The 22,127-nt window shown below is 42.4% G+C and carries 17 protein-coding genes; 7 read left to right on the top strand and 10 right to left on the bottom strand.

The features are described 5' to 3' along the window. Positions 1-168 precede the first annotated feature (168 nt). Complete coding sequence (locus tag DRB05_RS00740; RefSeq protein WP_128725243.1) at positions 169-2,331, bottom strand: ATP-binding protein; 2,163 nt, start codon at positions 2,329-2,331, stop codon at positions 169-171. An 81-nt stretch (positions 2,332-2,412) separates the two neighbouring features. Continuing rightward, positions 2,413-3,933, bottom strand: a complete 1,521-nt coding sequence (locus DRB05_RS00735) for a CYTH domain-containing protein (protein WP_128725242.1) — start codon at positions 3,931-3,933, stop codon at positions 2,413-2,415. A gap of 298 nt (positions 3,934-4,231) precedes the next feature. Between DRB05_RS00735 and DRB05_RS00730 the strand changes: the two genes are divergently transcribed. Next, positions 4,232-4,843 (top strand): TIGR04211 family SH3 domain-containing protein, encoded by a 612-nt coding sequence (locus DRB05_RS00730; protein ID WP_235956572.1) that lies wholly within the window; start codon positions 4,232-4,234, stop codon positions 4,841-4,843. A gap of 149 nt (positions 4,844-4,992) precedes the next feature. Here DRB05_RS00730 and DRB05_RS00725 read toward each other — a convergent pair whose 3' ends face one another. The 4 genes from DRB05_RS00725 to DRB05_RS00710 all read right to left on the bottom strand — a co-directional run bounded on the left by DRB05_RS00725 (position 4,993) and on the right by DRB05_RS00710 (position 9,517). Then, the gene (locus DRB05_RS00725) at positions 4,993-5,655 is read right to left on the bottom strand and encodes an outer membrane beta-barrel protein (RefSeq protein WP_128725240.1); all 663 of its coding nucleotides are present in this window, start codon (positions 5,653-5,655) and stop codon (positions 4,993-4,995) included. A gap of 516 nt (positions 5,656-6,171) precedes the next feature. After that, the gene (locus DRB05_RS00720; RefSeq protein ID WP_128725239.1) at positions 6,172-7,008 is read right to left on the bottom strand and encodes an ADP-ribosylglycohydrolase family protein; all 837 of its coding nucleotides are present in this window, start codon (positions 7,006-7,008) and stop codon (positions 6,172-6,174) included. Between the two features lie 119 nt (positions 7,009-7,127). Continuing rightward, on the bottom strand, positions 7,128-8,534 hold the full coding sequence (locus DRB05_RS00715) for an alanine/glycine:cation symporter family protein (RefSeq protein WP_128725238.1): 1,407 nt from the start codon (positions 8,532-8,534) through the stop codon (positions 7,128-7,130). A 62-nt stretch (positions 8,535-8,596) separates the two neighbouring features. Then, complete coding sequence (locus DRB05_RS00710; RefSeq protein WP_128725237.1) at positions 8,597-9,517, bottom strand: arginine deiminase-related protein; 921 nt, start codon at positions 9,515-9,517, stop codon at positions 8,597-8,599. Between the two features lie 168 nt (positions 9,518-9,685). Between DRB05_RS00710 and DRB05_RS00705 the strand changes: the two genes are divergently transcribed. Further along, positions 9,686-10,117, top strand: a complete 432-nt coding sequence (locus DRB05_RS00705) for an Lrp/AsnC family transcriptional regulator (protein ID WP_128725236.1) — start codon at positions 9,686-9,688, stop codon at positions 10,115-10,117. Between the two features lie 100 nt (positions 10,118-10,217). Here DRB05_RS00705 and DRB05_RS00700 read toward each other — a convergent pair whose 3' ends face one another. Beyond that, the gene (locus tag DRB05_RS00700; RefSeq protein WP_128725235.1) at positions 10,218-11,330 is read right to left on the bottom strand and encodes a mechanosensitive ion channel family protein; all 1,113 of its coding nucleotides are present in this window, start codon (positions 11,328-11,330) and stop codon (positions 10,218-10,220) included. A 134-nt stretch (positions 11,331-11,464) separates the two neighbouring features. Here DRB05_RS00700 and DRB05_RS00695 point away from each other — a divergent pair, with 134 nt between their 5' ends. Continuing rightward, positions 11,465-12,436, top strand: coding sequence for a YihY/virulence factor BrkB family protein (locus DRB05_RS00695; protein ID WP_128725234.1), 972 nt, complete (start codon positions 11,465-11,467; stop codon positions 12,434-12,436). Positions 12,437-12,586: 150 nt separating this feature from the next. On the opposite strand, the gene DRB05_RS00690 is transcribed toward DRB05_RS00695, so the two are convergent. Further along, positions 12,587-13,975: an alkaline phosphatase PhoX gene (locus DRB05_RS00690; protein ID WP_128725233.1), complete on the bottom strand. Its 1,389-nt coding sequence runs from the start codon at positions 13,973-13,975 to the stop codon at positions 12,587-12,589. A 134-nt stretch (positions 13,976-14,109) separates the two neighbouring features. Next, positions 14,110-16,503 (bottom strand): TonB-dependent receptor, encoded by a 2,394-nt coding sequence (locus DRB05_RS00685; protein ID WP_128725232.1) that lies wholly within the window; start codon positions 16,501-16,503, stop codon positions 14,110-14,112. Positions 16,504-16,536: 33 nt separating this feature from the next. Between DRB05_RS00685 and DRB05_RS00680 the strand changes: the two genes are divergently transcribed. The 4 genes from DRB05_RS00680 to DRB05_RS00660 all read left to right on the top strand — a co-directional run bounded on the left by DRB05_RS00680 (position 16,537) and on the right by DRB05_RS00660 (position 21,878). Then, positions 16,537-17,061: a Fur family transcriptional regulator gene (locus DRB05_RS00680; protein ID WP_128725231.1), complete on the top strand. Its 525-nt coding sequence runs from the start codon at positions 16,537-16,539 to the stop codon at positions 17,059-17,061. An 11-nt stretch (positions 17,062-17,072) separates the two neighbouring features. Then, positions 17,073-18,407 carry a dihydroorotase gene (locus DRB05_RS00675; protein WP_128725230.1) on the top strand — a complete coding sequence of 445 codons (1,335 nt, stop codon included), beginning with the start codon at positions 17,073-17,075 and terminating at the stop codon, positions 18,405-18,407. Positions 18,408-18,692: 285 nt separating this feature from the next. After that, on the top strand, positions 18,693-19,610 hold the full coding sequence (gene folE2, locus DRB05_RS00665) for a GTP cyclohydrolase FolE2 (RefSeq protein ID WP_128725229.1): 918 nt from the start codon (positions 18,693-18,695) through the stop codon (positions 19,608-19,610). Between the two features lie 117 nt (positions 19,611-19,727). Beyond that, positions 19,728-21,878, top strand: coding sequence for a M3 family metallopeptidase (locus tag DRB05_RS00660; protein ID WP_128725228.1), 2,151 nt, complete (start codon positions 19,728-19,730; stop codon positions 21,876-21,878). Here DRB05_RS00660 and DRB05_RS22805 read toward each other — a convergent pair. Continuing rightward, positions 21,864-22,127: hypothetical protein (locus DRB05_RS22805; protein WP_128725227.1), on the bottom strand; the 264-nt coding region annotated here is incomplete at its 5' end. The genes DRB05_RS00660 and DRB05_RS22805 overlap by 15 nt on opposite strands.

The raw sequence follows: 22,127 nt of genomic DNA, 5'->3' as shown, positions 1-22,127 counted from the left end.
CGGGAGCCGCTTCACGCGGCGAGCTTTTGTGCCGTATCGCGATGTGAAATCGCTCCGACACGCAATATAATATCTGGTGGGAGCCGCTTTACGCGGCGAGCTTTTACTATATCACAATGTGAAATCGCACCGAGTATATGACCTCAGGTTAAGAGCAGGTTTTTGTTATTACTCACAAGGTAGAATCACACTCACTTTCAGGCCACCTAAATCGCTGTGTGCAACTGTAATACTGCCGCCATGCAATTCAACCAACTTTTGACAGATTGATAAACCTAAGCCAGAACCACCAAGGTCTCGGCTTCGAGACTTGTCGCACCGGAACAAACGTTCAAACAACCGGCCCAACGCTTCATCGTCCACACCGGGGCTCGAATCTTCAATAACACATTGAATACGGTTGTGCTGATTTTGATAGCGAATTTCCACAAAGACTTCTCCAGGCTTGTCGGTATAATTCACACTATTACGAGCTAAATTATTGAATATCTGAGCGAACCTAGTCACATCAATGTCGATCTCCAGCGTATCAGGGAGTTCAATATTGGCATTAAAATCAAGTCCTTCATCTGTCACGAAGTCATCAATATCTTCAACAAGGCCAATAAATGTGTGCTTGGCATTTACGCGCTCTAACGCTAAGTTTAGGCTGCCAGTATCCGCCTGCGCGAGTTCATAGATGTCTTTAATTAAGGTATTAAGTGTATCGAGACGGCGGTTAAGCACCTTGTAGCTCTGCTGCGGATTTTCCACCAAATTATGTTCCAGAGATTCAATATGCAACTTAAGTACGGTAAGCGGTGTTCTCAATTCATGAGAAATATCTGCCAGCAATTGCTGTTTTAAGTCTAAAGTTTTATTAAGTAGCTGCTTCTCGAGCTCCAGTGCGCGGCGTTTGTTTCTCGCAAGTAATAAAAATGCGCTCAACAGAATGACCAACACTCCTACCACAGCAGCTGTTACTATTTGTTGTACACGCTGCTCAGCCTGCTCCATATCACGCTGTGTTTTCAAGCTTTGTAGTTCATACTGATTCTTCTGGTATTCAGTGTCCAGCTGATACGCCAAAGCTTTTTGACTGGCTTCTTTTTCAAGCTGAGAAACCTTGGACTCCGCGTACTGTAGGTGATAATTAAGCGCAGTTTCAAAGTCGCCTTTTGCGCTATATGCGTCCTTTAATACACGTAATGCTGTTTCCTTGAGGCCAAGGTAGACCTCATCTTGAGCAATAATTTGCTCCATACTTTGAATGAAGAAATCAGCTCGCTCTGGTAAAACAATTTGTGCGTAAGTTGTCATCGTCTCTTGATAAAGCACTTTGCTTTGTATCGGATCGATTAACTCAAGTGCCTCTTCAACATATGCTCTTGCTTCAACTTTTTGATCTTCCCTCAATTTAAGCTCAGCTAAATTACTCAGCGCCCAACCTTGATTTCTAATATGTCCGTGTTCCTCAAATATCGTGAACGCCTTTTTAAAGGACGCCTCGGCACTGCTATATTGGGCTAGTTTTTTTTGCTCTCGGCCAATGCGGATCAAAGTATAGGCTGAGTAAACCACATTACCCGCTTTAACGTCATAGTCATAAGCGGTTTGGTAGGCTTCAAGCGACTTCTCATGGTCACCGATGACCTGATGAGCGCCTCCTAAGTTGTAGTAAACTTGTCCGAGTAATACTGTATTTTCCTGCTCTTGGCTTTTCAGTACCGCAATTGATCGCTGTAATAATTCAAGTGCCTTATCTGGTAACGAAAGATCAGAATAAACATCTGCCAACTGAGTGTTCGCAGACACCTGTAAGTCTGGAAATTCATACTTTTTTGCCACTTCTATAGAGAGCTCGTAACTCTCTATAGAATCTTTATAACTACCATTGTTTTTGTACGCAGCGGCCCGAAAGCGATAGGCGTGACTTAACAGCCGATACATATCAAGCTCAGATAGCTGCGATACGGCTAAGTTTAAGTAACTAATCGCGTCGCTAAATTTCCCCTCTTTGAGCATCAAATCTCCATACGTTAAGGAGTATTTAGCTTCATAGTCAGGCAAATGATGTGTGAGTAACACTTGCTTAAAACGCTCAGCCCATTTATGTGCCTGTTCGAGCTGAAAAGCATTTTTGAGTGCTACCGTAGTTTTATGGTGAACATCTGCAATTTCTTCTGGCGTTAAATCCGACTCTAATACTTGGTCAACGTTTTGAAGCGCATTATTTCGCGTTTCTTGCTGCTCTATCTCTTTGATAAAAGCGTCATATAACCGTTCATTGGCGCAAATAAAGGGGCTAAAAAGCAAAAAGAAACTAAGCAGCAGTATTTTATAAACCAACACGGTACCGTCCTTTTATTTTAGTTATTATTGACTACAAAAAAGCGAGGAATATACCTCGCTTTTATTTTCTATTTTTACTATTTAAAACCAGTAAGGTTCACTAAGCATAGAAGACTGTCGACTTTGCTCCATGGCACTTATCAAAAAGTCAGATTTTTGCTTGAGCCATGCCTGCACTTCCTGTAATTCGTCTGCATTTTGGTTTTGGCAAAGCTGATATAAATACGCAAGAGTTTCTAGCTCGTATATACCATAAACGATATCAATCCAAGGCGTTCTAAACGCTTTGCGCGCTTCTTTATCGTAAAGCTTGCCCAGACAGTTACCGCTTAGTAGCGTGTTTTCTAGCTTTATTCTCACCTGCAAATAATCTCTTTCAGAAAGCGATTTATCCTGTGGAAGCAAGTTTTTAAGTTCTTGCCAGTCTTTATCAAATAATTGGCTCGCGATTTCTGTGACGGGTAGCTCAGCTGCACTTAGTGCTTTTTGATCCCAATTTTTACGCCATGCTCTATCAACAAGCCAACGAGTGAGAGAAAGGATCAAACGGTTATAACGAGTACAATGAAATAAATCTTCAATGTCCGTCGGTGTCGGCTGAACATCTTGCAAATCGGTAATGACCTGCGCCAATTCTGGAAACTGATTAAGTTTCTTATGATAAGCATGACGCTTTGAGGTATAGGTTTTTAAATGAATCGCATTTTCGACCCAAGCAAGTTCTGACAGCAACCATTTTAATTCGTTACGAATACTCTCGGTCGAGCTTTTATCAACAATGTCATCGAATAACCAAAACGCGTGACGAATAAGCGAAACTCCATCAATAACGCGCTTTAAAGTCTTGAGACTCGGTTTATTAAAATAGCATTGCTCGTGTTTCTGGACGAACTGAATACCATAGCTGACCGTCGCTATGAGGGCTTGCTCTTGTGTTACCTGAGATTTTAGCGGTACAAAACCTATAAACTTATTTGGTTTTAGAGGCTTATCATCGGCAATTCGATATCCCCTAGCAGCTTTTGAGTATAACCCCAAACGCATACCTGCTTGCTTAATTAGGTGGTCGGCTAATAAGAAAAGATCTTCTTTGTTTCCTTCAACTAGCTCAATTTCAAGCTCATTGATTGGCTCCATCTTCCCTTGGGCTGATATTTCCCCTTTATCCAACACTACTTCGATTTTAGTTCCTGAGTCCGTTTCGATTAACCAAGTACGACGAATGAAATTCGTACTGAAGACCGGAAATATGTTCTCTGCGATAGACTCAAGCTGCATGCCATGAGGCCAAATATTCGCGTCAAACGCTAACAAGTCAGGACGTCCTGACTGAATAGGTAAATTGTACTCAGGTCGTTGATGTAACCCTCCTACAACTTCTCCCGCAAGTTTGATGGTTTGCTCGCATTCATCATTGCAACAACGCGTTCTTAGGCCGATATCTAGCGCACGCAATTCACGATTTGGCGTGTCAAAGTAGGCGTTAGTTAAGTTTTTAGCAGGCTTGTTAGTGACCGTTTTTGCAAACTGTGTGATGAGTGCAGGGATCAGCGGAACTTCATTATCTGAAACCAAAAATTTCAGTTCTATTTCAGTGTCCATTAGGGCTGTGTTTTACCTATTTGTCTAAGGGAGGATCAAAATATACAAAGGAGGCAAAGTTTGCAATCTTTTTATCCGATGATAACTGCTTCAAACATGAGCTAAATCAATAGATAGTTGGGCTAATTTCGCTGAACATCAACGGATTAATAACACCGTATCATTGCGTTAAATGTTGCAATTTTCATTATGTAATCAATCATTTCACCCCATTCAAAATAAACAAAGCCTTGCTATTAGGCCGCGAAATCCCTACTATTTTGTAAACTTTACGACCCAAAGAATAAAAGGCCAACGCATGTTCAACTTTAAGCAATTTATCATTGCGAGCCTGCTCTTCACCAGCTTTGTAAGCTTTGCTGAAGAGCCAGACGAAAATAGCGCAGCAAACGCGACAACACCAAACGGCTATATTAGTGACAATCTTTTTATTTACATGCACACAGGTCCAAGTAAGAACTATCGAATTTTAGGTTCTGTTGATGCTGGTACGCCAATCACTATTTTGAGTGGTGCTAACGACGAGTTTGTCCAAATCAAAGATGATAAAGCAAGAGAAGGTTGGGTAGAAAGTAAATTTGTCACCACGGAGCCAGGTTTAAAGCAACAATTAGAAACGGTTAACCAAACCTTGGTGGAAACTCAAGAGGCACTAAACGATGCCCAGCAGCAACTTCCCATGTTGCAGCAAAACAATACCAATTTACTAGCTGAGAATGCTTCACTTCAAGACACTATATCAGGGCTTGAAAAGCAGCTACAAGATGAGCGTCTAGCACAACAGCAAAAAGTCCAAAAAGAACAACACCTACTGCTCACTTACGGTGGTATCATCGGGATCAGTGGCATTATTATCGGTGTAATTCTGACGCTTTTCCTATCACGCAGAAAACGCTACGACGGCTGGTAACTGGTTATATACCTATTGAGGTTAGATAACTTCGTCACTGACGGTGCATCTAAGCTTTCTTGTCAAAATTAATGGGGTGAATTGTTCAATTCGCCCCACTCTAAATACAGTTCTAAAAATAACCTTTCTCTACTCCGAATATCAGCGTATTAAAAAGCCCAACCAAGTAACATGGATATATCGTGCAAATTATGCTCATATTGAACTACGCCTGTGTTGTCATATTCTTTCGATTCTTTAATATTCAAAAGAGAGTACTCCAAACCAACATAAAGATTATCTGTTAGTCGATACTCAACACCTATCGAGGTATAAATATCATTACCGCTATCACCTGAACTATTGCTGCCTGCAGGAACCAACTGTGCAGGGATCACATCTTTGTATTGCCAATGTGCCATTCCAACTCTTATATTTGCATTAATATTGGTAGACACCTCAATCTCTCCCTTAATCCCCAACCGTAGAGATTTAGTATCAATAGGAAACCTGGCTCTATATGAGTAGTCATATGGGTTTTGATAGATTCCAGAGTGTGTGTTAGAAACGTGAACGGGGTATTCAGCTAGTGACTCTCCATGAAAATGCTGTGCGATTTCAAGAGCTAAACGATCTGTAAGCCCAACACCGAGCCTCAGCCCCCATGAATCAGAATTAGCGGATGACGCACGCTTATATCCTAAATCAGATTCTTGCTCGGCATAAAATTCATTATTGGCTTTACCAAAAAGTACTTCTGAAAATATGGCAATATCAGCCTTCGCGTACATAGGCAACGATAGTACTGCCAGTCCAAATAATTGTTTTTTCATTATCACATCGGTGTTTAAAGATTAAAAAGGAAGCAATATTTAGTTTGAAATATTGAAGTGAAAAGCGGGCGGAAGTATACACTGAATATAAAAAATTTAAACAAGGTGATGATTGAAAGTGTGGCGATACTTTTTAATTTAAAAAGTTAAAGAATAAATAAAGGCCGGAAAAACTCGACTTTCATACACAAACCCCTCGATGAAAATCGAGGGATTTTTGAACTTAGCTGATTAATCTCGATCTGATCAGTATTGATATAACGACAAGGTCAGTTACGGTGTATTCAACAAGTTCAGAGCAATGGGTATCAGAAACATTTTCTCAAGCATTAAACAGTACGTGACTAAATAGCACACTCGACTTCGAACAAGCATTCGCGGGGTACGCATGCGCATTCAGTATTGCTGTTTGCACCACAGCAGAAACGATGGATATAAGACATCAATTAGTTTGGTCAGAATAATCGTCATGCAAGCCGAGTGTATGAAAGCAATTAACACCTAATCACTTCCTGGCTAGAGTTTAAATTCGTTTATAAGCCTTTTATCTATTTCGGCGAGATAATCAAGACCATATGGACTGTGATTAAATTGCTCTATCAAATTAGTAGGCAGATCTTTGTCTACCTGTTCAAAGCAGCTTGCTATCCCGCAACTAATCGCAGCGACACTATCTGTATCGCCACTAAAATCTACCGACATGCGGATCATTTCACTGAGACTACGCGCGTGGCTTAGCACCGTCAGCACGGCACTGAGCGTATCTTCAGATATCGCCCTCACACTTCCTTGCCACGTTGGAGTAAATTGGCAGCCTTGTCGTGCGAGGTAATCCTGCAAGGTCTCTAACTTTGCTTTTTGATGTACTCCAGCGTGGACTGCCAAAGCGATACAAACCGCTGCATTAACTGCAATATCATGATCATGGGTTACTCGAGCTTGGAGTGTTGCTTTAGCAATAACCTCTTGTTCCTCTCTATAATAACCTAATGGAAGTGAACGCATCATCGCGCCGTTGCCAAAGCTATCCGTTTTAACGCGCTTTGCAAACTGCTGTGCATCAACCGCTCCATTAAAAGCCTGCTGTAATCTTTTCGCGTAACCATGCACTGGGTCCCGATGGTAAGTATGAAAAAATGCAGCGGCTATAGTGTCTTCCTGCCAGACCGTATCGTTTAACATTAGTTCTGCCAGTGCCAGCGACATCTGGGTATCATCGGTGTAACAAGCTGAATCACCAGATAAAGCATGAGCGCGATAACCACTTAGATTGTTATGAGCGAGTATCACCTCGGGTTCCACAAACTCAAAGCCAGCACCATAAGCATCTGCAATTGCCATTTCAACTAACATTTAATTTCCTTAAATTATTCACGCACTTTTCCGTCTATGCCTTATTTTAATCAGTTCAAACGGGTAGAGGTACTACCCAATCTCTGCTTTTAACAGAAGGACTCTAAAATAAGATATGATTAGTGCCAAATTCCAGCCTCTGTCTTTCCTTGTATCTTGACGCTATCGACCTTAAAAAGTGGCTCTTTCCCTTTTGCTCTTTGCTGATGATAATCAGCCGTCACCGCCAAGATAGTGGGAGTAAGACGCACGATGGCAATAACATTAACCACCGTCATTAAACCCAATGCGATGTCGGCAAGATCCCATACCTGTTTTAGCGTTGCCGAAGCGCCCCACAACATCATAGATAAGTAGCATGCGGTATAAATTGAACGGCCAACTTTATTATCCAGATGAAATAAGTGTAAGTTACTTTCAGCATAGGCGTAATTAGCGACTACAGAGGTGAAAGCAAACAAAGTGATCGCCGCCGCAACAAAGTACACGCCCCCAGTTGCTAAATGCGCGGTCATCGCAGATTGTGTTAGCCTTATGCCTTCCATCTCACTGCCAATATCTATGTCTGCCAATAGAATTATGACAGCAGTGCAACTGCACAACACTATGGTATCAAAGAATACGCCCAACATTTGAATATAACCTTGGGTCACGGGGTGATTAGGAATTGGCGACGCACTTGCCGATGCGTGCGGCACACTACCTGCTCCCGCCTCGTTAGAATAGAGCCCACGCTGAATACCATTTTTGATAGCTGCGCCAAGTGCGCCTGCGCCCGCTTCTTGCAAGCCAAAAGCTGAAAGCAAAATATCTTTGATCATGGCAGGGACTTGAGAGTAATTCATCACGGTAATAATAATGGCCGCAAGGACAAAGACTAATCCCATTACTGGCACTACCTTTTCAGCAAATCGTGCAATCGCTTTGAAGCCACCAAGAATAATAGAGCCAGCGAGGACTGTGATCACAATACCTGAATATAAGGTTGGAATATCAAACGCATTGTTGAGCGCATCGGTGATGGTATTGGTTTGCATCGCGCTAAAGGTAAATCCATATCCCAAAAACAAGCAAAAGGCGAAGCATACTGCAAACGCCCGACTTCCCAATCCCATGTGAATATAATAAGCAGGACCACCTCTAAACTCACCTTGGCTATCACGCACTTTATAGACTTGCCCAAGTACACTTTCGGCAAAGCCTGTTGCCATACCCAAAATAGCTATCATCCACATCCAAAATATCGCACCACTGCCACCAAGAGAGATAGCAACTGCAACACCTGCAAGATTACCAGTTCCAACTCGAGCTGATAGCCCTGTGCATAAGGCTTGAAATGAACTGATTGTATTGCTATCACCCTGACTGCTGCCCCGTAACAGGCTAAACATGTGACGAAACTTTACAACTTGTATCCCTCGCAAAAGAATAGTGAACCAAAACCCTGCAAATAGCAGGATATAAATAAGTATCTGGCCTTCTCCCCATAAAAGCCCATTGATACTCTTAACTGCACTTTCAAACATAGGCGATTCCTGTTTTATTATTATTTGCCGTTTATCTAGGGCCTGTTGACCTTCTTAAAAGGTCAACAGGCCCTAGTATTATTTAAATGGACTCCAGCAATCATACAACGCACCGAGCCACCTGCGGCTTCAATTGTCGGTATATCAATAGCAACTAGCTTAGCTGACTTTTCGATGACAGCAATTTGCTCAGGTAACAACGCCTGATAAGCCGTTGTGGAAAGCGCGAGTATGCGTCCCATACTGCCTTGCAACTCAATCGCGTTGCCGCAAAAATGTTGGATCTGCTGATAAGATAGCGCAATCAGGGTGTGGCCGCTTTGCGTAAAACGGTTAATAAGCTGTGCCCGCTGATATTCTGGCACCATATCTAGGCATATCATGGCGAAATCGGTGGCGACACACATTAAGACATTGGTGTGATAGACAGGCACTTCATTCTTATCATAGGCATTAAATATTTCTGCCTGTAGTCCCAACTGCTCACAAACCTGATTAACTAACACGGCGTTAGTGCGCTTGGACTCTACCGCATAGGCCACTTTTGCTTGATGATCGATAACCATAGAGCCGGTGCCTTCAAGGAATATTTCTTCAGCGGTTAGATGACTATAATCATTGATGTTTGTCACCTGATAGTGAGCACTCAGAAAATCAATAATATCGCGGCGGATCTCCAATCGTCGATTCAAAGCGTACATAGGATAAATCGTTAACTGACCATCGTTATGCGTCGAAAACCAGTTATTTGGAAAGACCGAGTCTGGCGTGTCTGTGGAGGTATCTTCAAATAAGTGTACTTTCACGCCAGCCAATTCTAACGCTTGCACGGCGTTGCTGACCTCAACATAGGCTCTGTTGTTAGGGTTGTTTTCACTGCATGCTTGCTGAAATGCGTTATCTTGCATGGTTTGCGGGTTCGAAGTGAAATGGTGTGGGCGGATCATCACCACCGCTCGTGGTGCTTGAAATATCGTTGTCATACTGCACTCATTATTTGATTTGGACCTTGTCATACACAATATCAGTGTAACCACACCATAAGACGATTTAAATGCCAAAATCTTATACAATTAGTGCAATTTTCTATCACTTTGCTAAGTTGAATTATACAAATAGACTAATACAACAAAAAACCACAAAGCTGTACTATGACTCCTTACTTATATGATGCGCTTGACAAAGCCTTGATTGCTGAATTGCGCAAAGATGGCCGAGCAGCCATTTCAACTTTAGCCACGACGCTCGATGTGTCTCGCGGAACCGTACAAAACCGTTTAGATAGACTCATTTCCAGTGGTGCAATTCTAGGCTTTACAGTGCGGGTTCATGAATATATCGAGTCCGAGCTGGTGCGCGCTATCATGATGATAGAAGTGATCGGTAAATCCACTACTCAAGTGATCAATGCACTGCGTGGGATCCCCGAACTCAGTAAAATTCATACCACGAACGGGGCATGGGATTTAATCGCTGAAGTGCAAGCTGCTAACCTCAGTGAATTCGATGGTGTACTGAGGCAAGTTCGAGAGATTGATGGCATTTTAAATAGTGAAACCAGTATTTTGCTATCGAGTACGTAAAGCTCGATAGCGTTGTTTATCTAGATCAGGGTGATGAGTCGACGGTCCGAAATAAACTAAATCAGCCATGACACATTTCAACACTTAACCTAATTTACTGCTAAATTATATTATCCCCTTCTTCTGGGCTTCGAGCATGTTCAGCTTGTTCTCTGATCTCATCCGCATCGCTACTTACATCGTCAATATCCGCATCTACTGCTGTTATTGTGGGTTTATTCTTTTGTTTCACGGAGGCTCCTTTGCCACTCGAATTACTAGTCGCTTCTTTGATTGATCCTGGTGTTTCATTATTTGCAGCTATAATTATCCGCTCTCTAGCATCGTCAGGCATGCTAATTCCGTGTTCGGTAAAGCAATTAACGGTTTCTCGCATAAGTTGAGACGCCACTTTTATCGGGCTATGTTGTTCGCTATTGACCCAAAAATATATGGTAAGATTGATAGTCGCGGAGCCTAATGCTTCGAGTAGAACCTGTGGTGGCGGGTCGTTTAAAACCGCACTTTGTTCTTTAAGTAAGTCAATTGCAATTTGCTGCGTCAGGCGAATATCGTTGTCATAGCCAATACCAATCTTAAAGTGTCCACGTGTTTTGGGGTTGGCTGTAAAGTTTTTAATTACATTCTTGTAGACGGTAGCATTGGGTATTTGAATGTGATTACCATCGTAATCAACTAAGGTGGTTGCGCGGGCGGTGACTTTTTTAACGATCCCCAAACGGTTATCGACTTCGATAACGTCATCAATTCTAAATGGGCGCTGGACACTAAGTAACATACTCGAAATAAAGTTCTCAGCGATATCACGAAATGCAAACCCAAGAATAAGACCGATAAGCCCAGTGCCACTCATTACTGCGACGGCAAACTCACTTAACCCGGCCAAGCGCAAAAAGATATAAATGCCAAAAAATATGACTAACACGCTGATAAAACGGCGAGTGACGAGATGCAATAATCGACTTTTACTGACATAACCTATGGGTTTAATCAAAAGATAAGAGATTGGCCGTGCTAAATAATAACAAAGCACAATAACCACAACTCCCAGCGCCAGAGCAGGTAATAATTGCCATGCGGTTTGTAAAAAGTGCACAACTTGTGTGCTTAAACTTAGCGTATCTGATGTGCTCACGGCTTCAGTCGCTTCGCTAGAAGCTGCCGTCTGAATCATATTAATAATTTGATTTTTAATAAGATTATTGATTTCCATATTGCACTCTTTGGGTTTTTATTGACAAGATCACGAGTTAACTAGTAGCAAATATAACGCCAAACGAGATTGGCAGACCTTTTGCTGTATATCACTTTAGAACAACAGGCCCAGAATTGATTTAGGAAAGACTAATGGCAGCTCATAAACATGGCTTTAATGCAGACAGGCCAAGTGAGATTCCAGCACTCGGTTGGTGGGATGTCAGTAAACGGCTATATCACAGCTTATCCCAAGATAATTTATCCCTGGTTGCCGCTGGAGTGGCATTTTATGCTCTGCTAGCAATATTTCCCGCATTAGCAGCCGTCGTTTCTATCTACGCCTATTTTTCTTCTCCTACAGAAATGGTTGATCAGCTGCTGCCGCTAATTGAGCTCTTACCACCATCCAGCCAAGAAATTATGTTGCAACAACTCAAGGCGCTCACTCAAAAATCGCAGGCGAGCCTAAGTCTAGGTGCTATTTTTACCCTCTTTTTAACAATCTGGAGTAGCAGTAAAGGCTGCCAAGCGTTGATTACAGCCTGCAACATTACGTATCATGAGCACAATAAAAGGCAGTTTTTGCAAGCGCTAGTGGTGCGCTTTTTGTTTTCTGTGGGGGCGATTTTCGTCGCGATTGTGGCACTGTCTATTATCGGAATTTTACCGATTGTGCTTAACCTCGTAGGATTTACCACAGCACTGGACTCTGTAATACAGCTAATTACTTGGTCTATTTTAGCGGTACTATTTCACTTTTCCTTAGCGTTTGTTTATCGTTACGCGCCTCATCGCAGAGCCGCAAAATGGCGCTGGATAACACTCGGCTCGTTTACCGCAACCGGCTTATGGATCTTAGCGTCATTGGGATTTTCATATTATGTCGCGCAGTTCGCTTCTTACAATGAAACTTATGGTTCATTGGGAGGTGTCGTCATTATGATGATGTGGTTATACTTGAGTGCATACATCATTATTTTTGGTGCTGCATTAAATGCCAGTGCTGAGCTACAAACTTTAAAAGATAGTACCGTTGGGCCAGCAAAAACCAGAGGACAACGAGGCGCATTTGTGGCTGATAATTTGACGACAAGACAACGTAAAGAAAAGGAGCCTCATTGATAATAGCATCAATATCAATAGCTCACTTTCACGATTTAAATTTTGCTTAGATTACTCAGCAGCAAGTTGAGCGTCGCGACCAAAATACACTTATGAGAACATAAACCAAATAGCGAAAAGCTCAACAAGCCCTAATTCAACAAATTAAAATTAGAGAGGCTCTTTATTTTTTGCTTGATTAAAGTGCTCCCATGGCCCCACAATCGCCAATGTTGTCGTTGGTGAGTACACATTAACAAATAAAGTCTTGCCGTCTGGTGAAAAACAAGCACCGGCGAGCTCAGTTTGCTTAGCTAGCCGTGCAAAATTATAGAGTTCTCCCTCTGGTGTTACGCCTCTTAAATAGTTATCTACAACATCGGAATACTGATCCTCACAAACAATTAAATGTCCTTGTGGCGACACGGTAAGATTGTCACCAAAGTTATAGAGAGACTGGCTAGCGCTTTCCACGAATAAAGACAACTTTCCTGGATTGAGACGTTCTTTTTCTGTTCCCTCAAACTCAGATGGCTGATACTTCATGATTTGCCCTAGCTGCTTTTTTCCGCCATTGGTACAACAAAAGTACAGCTCGTTTTCCCCCCAATGGATCCCTTCACCTCGAGCAAATAGCGCGGCTCCACTTCGATAAGCACGGATCCGTAAATCGTCTTTAGCACTTTGCGGGTCGTCCAAATCTATCCACTCAACGATAAACTCCTGATGAAGTGGCATCGCTTTTTTATTCCAATTTCGACTATCAAATTGCGGGCTTTCTTTCACAGCCAACGCTTGTAGTTTCCCGCCTTTGTGGAGCTTTGCTTTTTCGTTTGGAATAAAGCGGTAAAACACACTGTCTCCCCGGTCTTCCGTGAGATAAACAATACCTGTTTTGGGATCAACAGCAGCAGCTTCATGATTAAACCGCCCCATTGCTTTTAGAGGTTGTGGCTTAATTAAACCCTTTGCAGTCGCTGGTACTTCAAAAATATATCCGTGATCTTGTGTAAAACCATCATTTTTAGTTGCAGTTGTTTCTTCACAAGTAAGCCAACTCCCCCAAGGCGTTATTCCACCAGAGCAGTTACGAATAGTGCCAACCAAGGATAAATATTCTTGTTCTTTTTGGCGTGTTTTTAGGTTATAGACAATATGACTTGTGCCACCTGGAAGTGCGATGCCTGCGTCATTTGTATCAAAAGCAAGCTCACTTTTATGCTGGCGAATACTGTTCTCGGCTTTTGCTAAATCTGTTGGTTTCAATTCATGATTGCGGATCAATGCAACCCGCTCTCCATCTAAAGCAATACAACCCATACCATCGGCTTTGTCAGGTACAGTAAAACCATCGGACATTTTATCTCCAAGGCTTGATACTATTTGATAACTGAAACCTTGGGGCAAATCGAGTAAACCATTGGGGTCGGTGATCAACGGTCCATACCCAGCTATCATTGTGTTAAAGTCTAATAGTGACACTCTGCCAAATGCGCTTTTAGAAAGGCCGATAAATGCGAGGGTGCCAGCCCCCCTTAAAAACCCTCGACGTGAAACCATAATTTCTCCTGCTGATCGTAGTCGTGTCGGTAATAATCTCGTGCTACATATAGATAAGATTTATGTTGTTGTACAACTCAGTGACTTGTGTACCTGTGTGGCTTTAATCAGCAGGTACACAATGGTTTAACCTGCTAAAAATAGCCGCGAATACCAAGCGCGAAACTGCGTCCCGGACGAGGGCCTATATCTTTTAAGAATGAACTATGTACTCGTGCTTCTGTATCCGTCAGATTACTCCCTCTAAGATAAATAGAGAGATCTTGATTTAACACAGAAAGATCATAAGAGATGCTAGCATCAACTAAGGTATAACCGTCGGTCATGGTTTCTTCTGGTGCAATCCGGTCCTGCTCTTGATATCGAGTAATGTGGATATGTGCACTGAGATTATCCGTCTGATAGCTTAGCTGTGACCCAAAGCGCAGAGGTGGTGTACGAGGTAAATCGCCGCCTTCTTCTAATCTGGCGCGCACAAAGTCAGAGAAAACATCAACTTTCAACTCGTCGGTCAATTGCCAAGCAACTTGCGCTTCAAAACCGTGCAAAACCACATCATCTGTCTTGAATAAATAAATAGGTAATTCGGAAGCATGATCGTGCTCATGTTCATGATTGTGGTCGTGACTATGGCCGCTCTGGGCGTACAACCCAGTTTCTATTTGATAGTAGTAGTTATCTACTTGATTGTAAAAAGCGTTAAAAATAAAGCCTATATCACCTTGGGTTTTTCGCAGTGTAATATCAATATTGTGCGACTTTTCTAGCGCTATGCCTTGCTCATCAAGTTCAAAATGACCGTGCTCATCCATTTTGAACAACGCCCCTACCTCGTAAGTGCCAGTTCCTATGTGAGGACCAAAGGAAAATAACTCCGATGAAGAAGGAGCTCGTTCAGAGTGTGAAACAGATAACCCAAGGTTATAATTTTGCGCAAAGTCCCATACAAGACCCGAAGATAAACTGACAGGGATAAACTGATGCTCAACCGCATATACCTTTGTTGCTTCTGAATCGTGACCGATGTGTTCATGCATTTCAGTATCGTGCGAGTGGGCATCAATACTCGGTAAAGGCACATTACTTGCGGTGATCTCCACTTGCTCAATACGACCACCTAACTGCACTAAAAAATCACCAAACCGCCTTTCCTCCATTACCCCTATCGCAAGTGTTTGGGTATCAGATGGTGGCGTAAACGCCTCACTACCTTGAGCCTCAACATCACTGTGTTTGTAATGTAAGCTTACGCCACCAGTCCAAGCGGACAGAGGCTGATGTAGTAAATCAACTTTTAACTCATTGGTATCATTCTTAAATGTTGTTCCAACCATACCGTGCTCAACTTCAGCATGTTCATACTCTGTAAAGCCAGCACGCACATTCACTTTATCAAGCCAACCTTTGTTAAACTTGTACTCGCTTAATAGTTGCACTTTTGTTTGTGCTAAGTCCGCAAAAACCTGCTCTTCAGCCTCATTATGTGCTTCTTCATCACCATGCGTATGTCCCGGAATGCCGTATTTGCGGTTAAATTTCTCAACAGCCACACCGACATAACCTTGATCAAATAAGTAACTTGAGCCAACAGTAAAACCATCAGACTCTTCAGCACTATTTGCTACTTTATAGTGATGTTCATCATTGTCATTCCCTTCACTATGCTCATGAATTTCAGCAGGAACAGGTACTTCGTAATCATTAGATTCTCGCCAGAATGCATCAACATATAAGGCCACAGAACCAATACCCGATGTCGCATTAAACGAGGCTGTATTTTGGTCATCAACAGAGTTACTTTCCAGATTCCATTCTCCGCGAGTTGTATTATCGGTTGGCACTCTTGTATCGACGACGTTAACCACTCCCCCAATCGCACCGCTACCATAAAAAAGAGTTGCAGGTCCTCGCAACACCTCGATTTGTTGAGCCGTTGAAGCTTCGGAGGCGACTGAGTGATCAGGACCAACTCTAGATACATCGCTGACATCTAATCCATTTTGCGTCACCAACACTCGCGGGCCACTCAAACCTCGAATAATTGGTGTGCTTGCTACTTTGGCGTGAAAATTTGTATTGACGCCAGGCAGTTTTTCTAAGCTATCCCCTAGTGTAGCGGTTTGCTGTCGACGCAATGTTTCACCTGACAAAACACTAACTGGAACTGCCGATTCCATCGCCGACATATGTACAGGAGTAGCAACAATATCTATAACTTCTATTGGAGAACGATTTAACATTAGCATTGCGTTTTTAACGCCACCTTGATCCAAAGTGAGCGCCTTATGCAGATGAGCAAAACCAGATGCTCTTACATGGATTTGTTTACTTCCAAGCCCAACGCCCGAAATTTGAAAATGACCATTGTTATCTGTTAGTACGCGAATATCAGTTCCTTCGACCTCAATTGATGCATTTGCAATCCCTTTACCAGCTTTATTGACGACTGTACCTTCTATAGACTTTGCTACAAGGCTTGGTGGTAACAGTGCAGCAACGAGCAAGGATATTGTTGATAGTTTAGACATAATGACTCCAATAAATGTTATATTGTATCAATTATGCTTGATATGTTATATTGTATCAACAGTTGGATGGATTATGTCGTCATTGCCGTGAACAAAACTCAACGAAACTTTATTCTCAAACAGGCTCAAGCAAAATGCCAATCGTTAGGGCTGCGTTTAACTGAAAAACGACAGGGCGTGCTTGAAATATTATTGCAAACAGTCGAGCCGCTATCAGCGTATGAACTTACTAGCAAATACAATAAAAGCACCAACTCTCCTATTCTAGCAATGTCCGTGTACCGCATTCTTGAATTCTTAGAATCAGTCAATCTGGCACACCGGATCCATTCTGCAAATAAATATATAGCCTGTAAGAGTCTAGATGGTGCGTGCCATCACCATCTATCCGTGATCTTAGTCTGCAAATCCTGCCATCAAATAGAAGAAATAGATTCTGTTCAAGAGGCTGCCAAGCATCTATTTAAAGCGGTAGAAAGCACTGGATTTTCAGCTGCAAATGCACGCTTAGAGTTGCCTGGCTTATGTAACCTTTGCAAAGCCAAACTTGACAAATAGGTCCCTACAATATGAAAAACACACTGATAAAAAATGCAATTGTGGTCAACGAGAATCAATCACAAGAATGTGATGTACTTATCGTTGATAACAGAATAAACAAAATTGCAAGCTCAATAACTGCGCAGCCAAATGACAATATTGTGGATGCGACAGGTTATTTTCTACTCCCTGGAATGATAGACGACCAAGTACATTTCCGTGAGCCCGGCTTAACACAGAAGGGGAATATAGCCTCAGAATCCAGAGCTGCTGTGGCAGGTGGTATCACCAGCTATATGGAAATGCCAAACGTAAGCCCTGCGACTACAACCATTGAAGCTCTTGAACAGAAATACGCGATTGCGTCTAGAAGCTCGCTGGCAAACTATAGTTTTTACTTAGGGGCAACCGAAGATAATTTAGAACAAATAAAACGTTTAGATGCGAAGAAGTACTGCGGTGTTAAAGTTTTTATGGGGGCATCAACAGGCGATCTACTCGTTGAGCATCCACAAGCACTCGACGCAATTTTCAGAGAAAGTCCAACCCTAATTGTCACCCACTGTGAAGATGGAAGAGTGATTGAAAAGAATTTATCCATGTGCATCGGACGCAGTGGCAGTTTAACAATTCAAGATCACCCCATCATTCGTGACGTCGAAGCGTGTTATTCATCCTCTTCGTACGCTGTATCTTTAGCGAAACAATATCGTAGCGATTTACATGTACTGCATATCACAACAGAAAAAGAATTGAGCTTATTCCCTTCAGGCGATATTCGCGACAAACATATTACGGCAGAAGCATGTGTTCATCATTTGTGGTTCAGTCAAGAAGATTATGCACTGCAGGGTAACCTAATAAAATGCAACCCAGCGATTAAAGCGAAAAGCGATCGTGATGCTTTGTTAGCAGCGGTACGAAATAATCAAATAGATATTATCGCTACTGATCACGCACCTCATACTTGGCAAGAAAAGCAACTCCCCTACCAGCAAGCACCTGCGGGTTTACCTTTAGTTGAACATGCATTGTTAAGCTTGCTCGACCATGTGCATCATCAGCGTTTATCTATAGAGCAGCTCGTTGAGAAGGTGGCACATAATCCAGCGTTAAGATATCACATTGTAGATAGAGGCTTTATTCGTGAAGGATACTATGCTGACTTGGTACTCGTGAACCCTCATCACGAAACACCCACTTGCCATCAGAAAACACACTATCACTGTGGCTGGACCCCATTCGACGGTCACCGTTTTTCAGCAAAAGTTTTAAAAACTTGGGTGAATGGCAGTCTCGTTTATGACGGCCAACAACCGCTTAATACACCCACAGCCGCTATGCCACTAATTTTTAATCGCTAGGGCATGTTTACCTTTCAAGTTTGTTTTTGCAGCAGTTTGATTGGTATTTGTACAAGGCAGAGCCTGCGTAGCATAGTTATTCTATGTGAGTCAGGCGAGAACACAGTAGAAATGCTAATCAAGCGCTGCCCTTTGGGTTCACCTGAGTGCGCTTTGTTCATTGTTGCTCAACTTTTGCCTAGATTACTAGGCGGCAAGTCGAGCGTCGCGACCAAAACACACTCAGGAGAACAAAAATCAAACAGCAAAGATCAACAGGCCCTAGAAACCTCGCCGGAAATAAATATGACAGTATCTTTACCTGATGTTGCCTCTGGGCAACTTGCAACAACAGCCTTACCGCTAAAGTGGGTGGGTATGGAAAAAATTGCCATACCTTTAGAAGTGGAAATATCAAGCACTTCCAGCCAAAGAGTTAACGCTCTTGCAAATATTTTTGTTAGTCTTGATAAACCTGAGGCGAAAGGGATCCATATGTCCCGGTTATACATTCGCTTGAGAGAGATACTAAGTACGACTCCTTTGAATATTAAAACGATTGAAGCGTTATTAAAAGAGTCGGTTCAATCTCAACAAGGATTGAGCAAAGCAGCCAAGCTTGAGTTACAGTTTGAAGTAACCATAGATAAACCAGCATTGTTGAGCGATCAATTCGGCTATCAAAGTTACCCTATCACGCTTAATTGTGAGTATATAAACTCAGAGCTTAGCTATGAGTTATCACTTACTATTGCCTATTCAAGTACCTGCCCTTGTTCAGCGGCACTTTCTAGACAAGCATTAAGTGAAGAGATCGAAGAACAGTTTTCCCAACAGATGATTTCAAAACACGAACTAATGACGTGGATAACATCTCTACAAGGGAGCATTGCCACACCTCATAGCCAGCGCTCTTTCGCTTACGTAACGGTAAAACTAACTGAACGGACGTTGCCACTCATTCCAAGCCTTATAAAAGCGCTAGAACAAGCCATTGGCACGCCAGTTCAAACTGCGGTAAAACGTGAAGATGAACAAGCATTTGCGAAGCTAAATGCAGAAAATCTAATGTTTTGTGAAGATGCCGCACGACGAGTCAAACAATTTTTAGAGCAAAACACACAGTTTGTTGATTATTGGTTCAAAATTGAACACCAAGAAAGTTTGCATGCTCACAATGCTGTCGCCATTGATAATAAGTTTCCGGCCCAAAAACTGACTTAAGAAACACTTATCTGCCTAAGATGCAAGAATCATGATACCGCCATCATTATGCGATAAAACACAACTAAAAATACACAATAGATACACTATAACATTACAACAAATACTGAGAAGTTTATGAAAAAAACCATCATCGCCGTTACGATTTACTCCACGCTTTTTGTCTCTGGTTGTTCAAATTATACAACGGAGGTGGCATCTACCGTGCCTAAGAAAAGTGAATCAGTCCGTCACAATCCACTGTTCAAAGCCAGTACTTTAATCTACCAAACCCCAATGTTTGACCAGATCAAAGATGAACATTTTATGCCTGCATTTAAGCTGGGTATGGCAGAGCACCTCAAAGAAATCGAGCGTATTGCAACTAACCCTGCAACGCCTACGTTTGAAAACACCTTAATTGCAATGGAAAAAAGTGGTGCACTGCTAAAGCGAACCAGTAGCGTGTTTTTTAACTTAATAGGCACAGATAGCTCAGTAAAGCGTCGTCAATTACAAAAAGAGCTAGCCCCAATGCTCGCAGAACACCGCGATAACATCAATTTGAACGCCGCATTATTTGACCGTATAAAGTCGCTTTATGATAATCGCAACACACTCGAACTGGACTCTGAATCAAAGCGTTTATTGGATGTTTACTACACCAACTTTGTGCGAGCTGGCGCAAAACTAAGTGCTGAAGATAAGGAGAAAATTCGCAAAATCAATGAAGAGCATTCCTCTCTGACTACCCAGTTTTCACAAAACCTATTAGCAGAAACGTCTGCCATATCAGTGATTGTTGATGATAAAGCCGCATTAGACGGTTTAACAGAAAGACAAATTCTTGCCACTAAACGTGCGGCTGAAGCTGCAGGACATAAAGACAAGTACTTAATCGGTATTACCAACACCACTCGTCAACCTATTTTAGCGTCTTTAACCAACCGAGCACTTAGGCAACAGATTTGGCAAGCTTCTGCTTATCGTGCTCAGTCAGGTGATAATGACAACACTCAAATTATCATCCGGCTGGCACAGCTAAGGGCCGAAAAAGCAGCGCTGTTAGGGTATAAAAGCTGGGCAGACTACGGCCTAGAAAAGCAAATGGCTGGAAACCCTAAAGCAGTTTACAACATGCTTGGCAGCATGGTGCCGGCCGTTGTTTCCAACGTGGAAAAGGAAGCAGCAGATATTAAAACGCTTATTCAAAGCGAAGGGCACTCGTTCGACATCAAACCTTGGGACTGGGCATACTACGCTGAAAAAGTTCGTCAATCTCGTTATGATCTGGACGAAACAGAAGTGAAAAAGTACTTCGAATTTAATAACGTCTTAGAAAATGGTGTTTTTTATACCATGAATAAGCTGTACGGCGTAAGTTTCAAAGCTCGCCCTGACTTACCTGTGTATCATCCAGATGTTAAGGCTTATGAACTGATCGATAACAATGGTGAAAGCCTCGCGATATTCTTTGCCGACTATTTTGCAAGAGAAGGTAAACGTGGTGGAGCTTGGATGAATTCATTTGTAGGGCAATCTAAGTTATTAAACCAAAAGCCTGTGGTTATCAATGTCATGAATATTGCAAAGGCACCTGATGGTGAACCAACCTTTGTAAGCTACAGTGAAGTGACAACTATGTTTCACGAAATGGGACATGGCTTACATGGGATGTTTTCTGACGTAAAATATCCGAGTCTTGCTGGAACCGCTGTTTCTCGTGATTTTGTTGAGTTTCCCTCAACCTTTGAGGAAGACTGGGCTGCACACCCTGAAGTTATCAGTAACTATGCAAAGCATTACCAAACCGGGGAGCCTATCCCAAAAACACTGCTTGATAAAGTGATCCGCTCACGAACTTTTAATATGGGCTACGATACATTGGAGTACATGGCATCTGCGCTCTTAGATATGGAGTGGCATACAATTTCACCTGAGCATGCACCCACTGATATCAATGAATTTGAGCAAGCGGCACTGAAGAAGCATGGAGTCGCCCTCGATTACGTTCCACCGCGTTATAAATCAGCATTTTTTGCGCACTCTATGGGAGGCGGCTATTCTGCTGGTTACTATGCTTATATGTGGAGTGAAATATTAGCAGCCGACGCCTATGCATACGTGCAAAAGCTCGGTGGACTTAAACTTGAAAATGGCGAAAAATATCGTAAACATATTTTATCGGTTGGTAACTCAAGACCTGTAATGGACTCTTACAAAGCATTCCGCGGAAAAGAGCCAACGACTGAAGCGCTATTAAAACGCAGAGGACTAGCCCCTAAATAACACACTATTTAGGGCCTGTTGACCTTTGCTGTTTAACTTTTGTTCTTCTGAGTGTGTTTTGGTCGCGACGCTCGACTTGCCGCCTAGTAATCTAGGCAAAAGTTGAGCAACAATGAACAAAGCGCACTCAGATGAACCCAAAGGGCAGCGCTTGATTAGCATTTCTACTGTGTTATCGCCAGACTTACATAGAATGACTATGCTACGCTGGCTCTGCCTTGTATAAATACCAATCAAACTGCTGCAAAA

Source organism: Pseudoalteromonas sp. A757 (assembly GCF_004103285.1).
Lineage (GTDB): Bacteria > Pseudomonadota > Gammaproteobacteria > Enterobacterales > Alteromonadaceae > Pseudoalteromonas > Pseudoalteromonas galatheae.
Note: the sequence above shows the minus strand (reverse complement) of the source record. Positions and strands in the feature narration are given on the sequence as shown.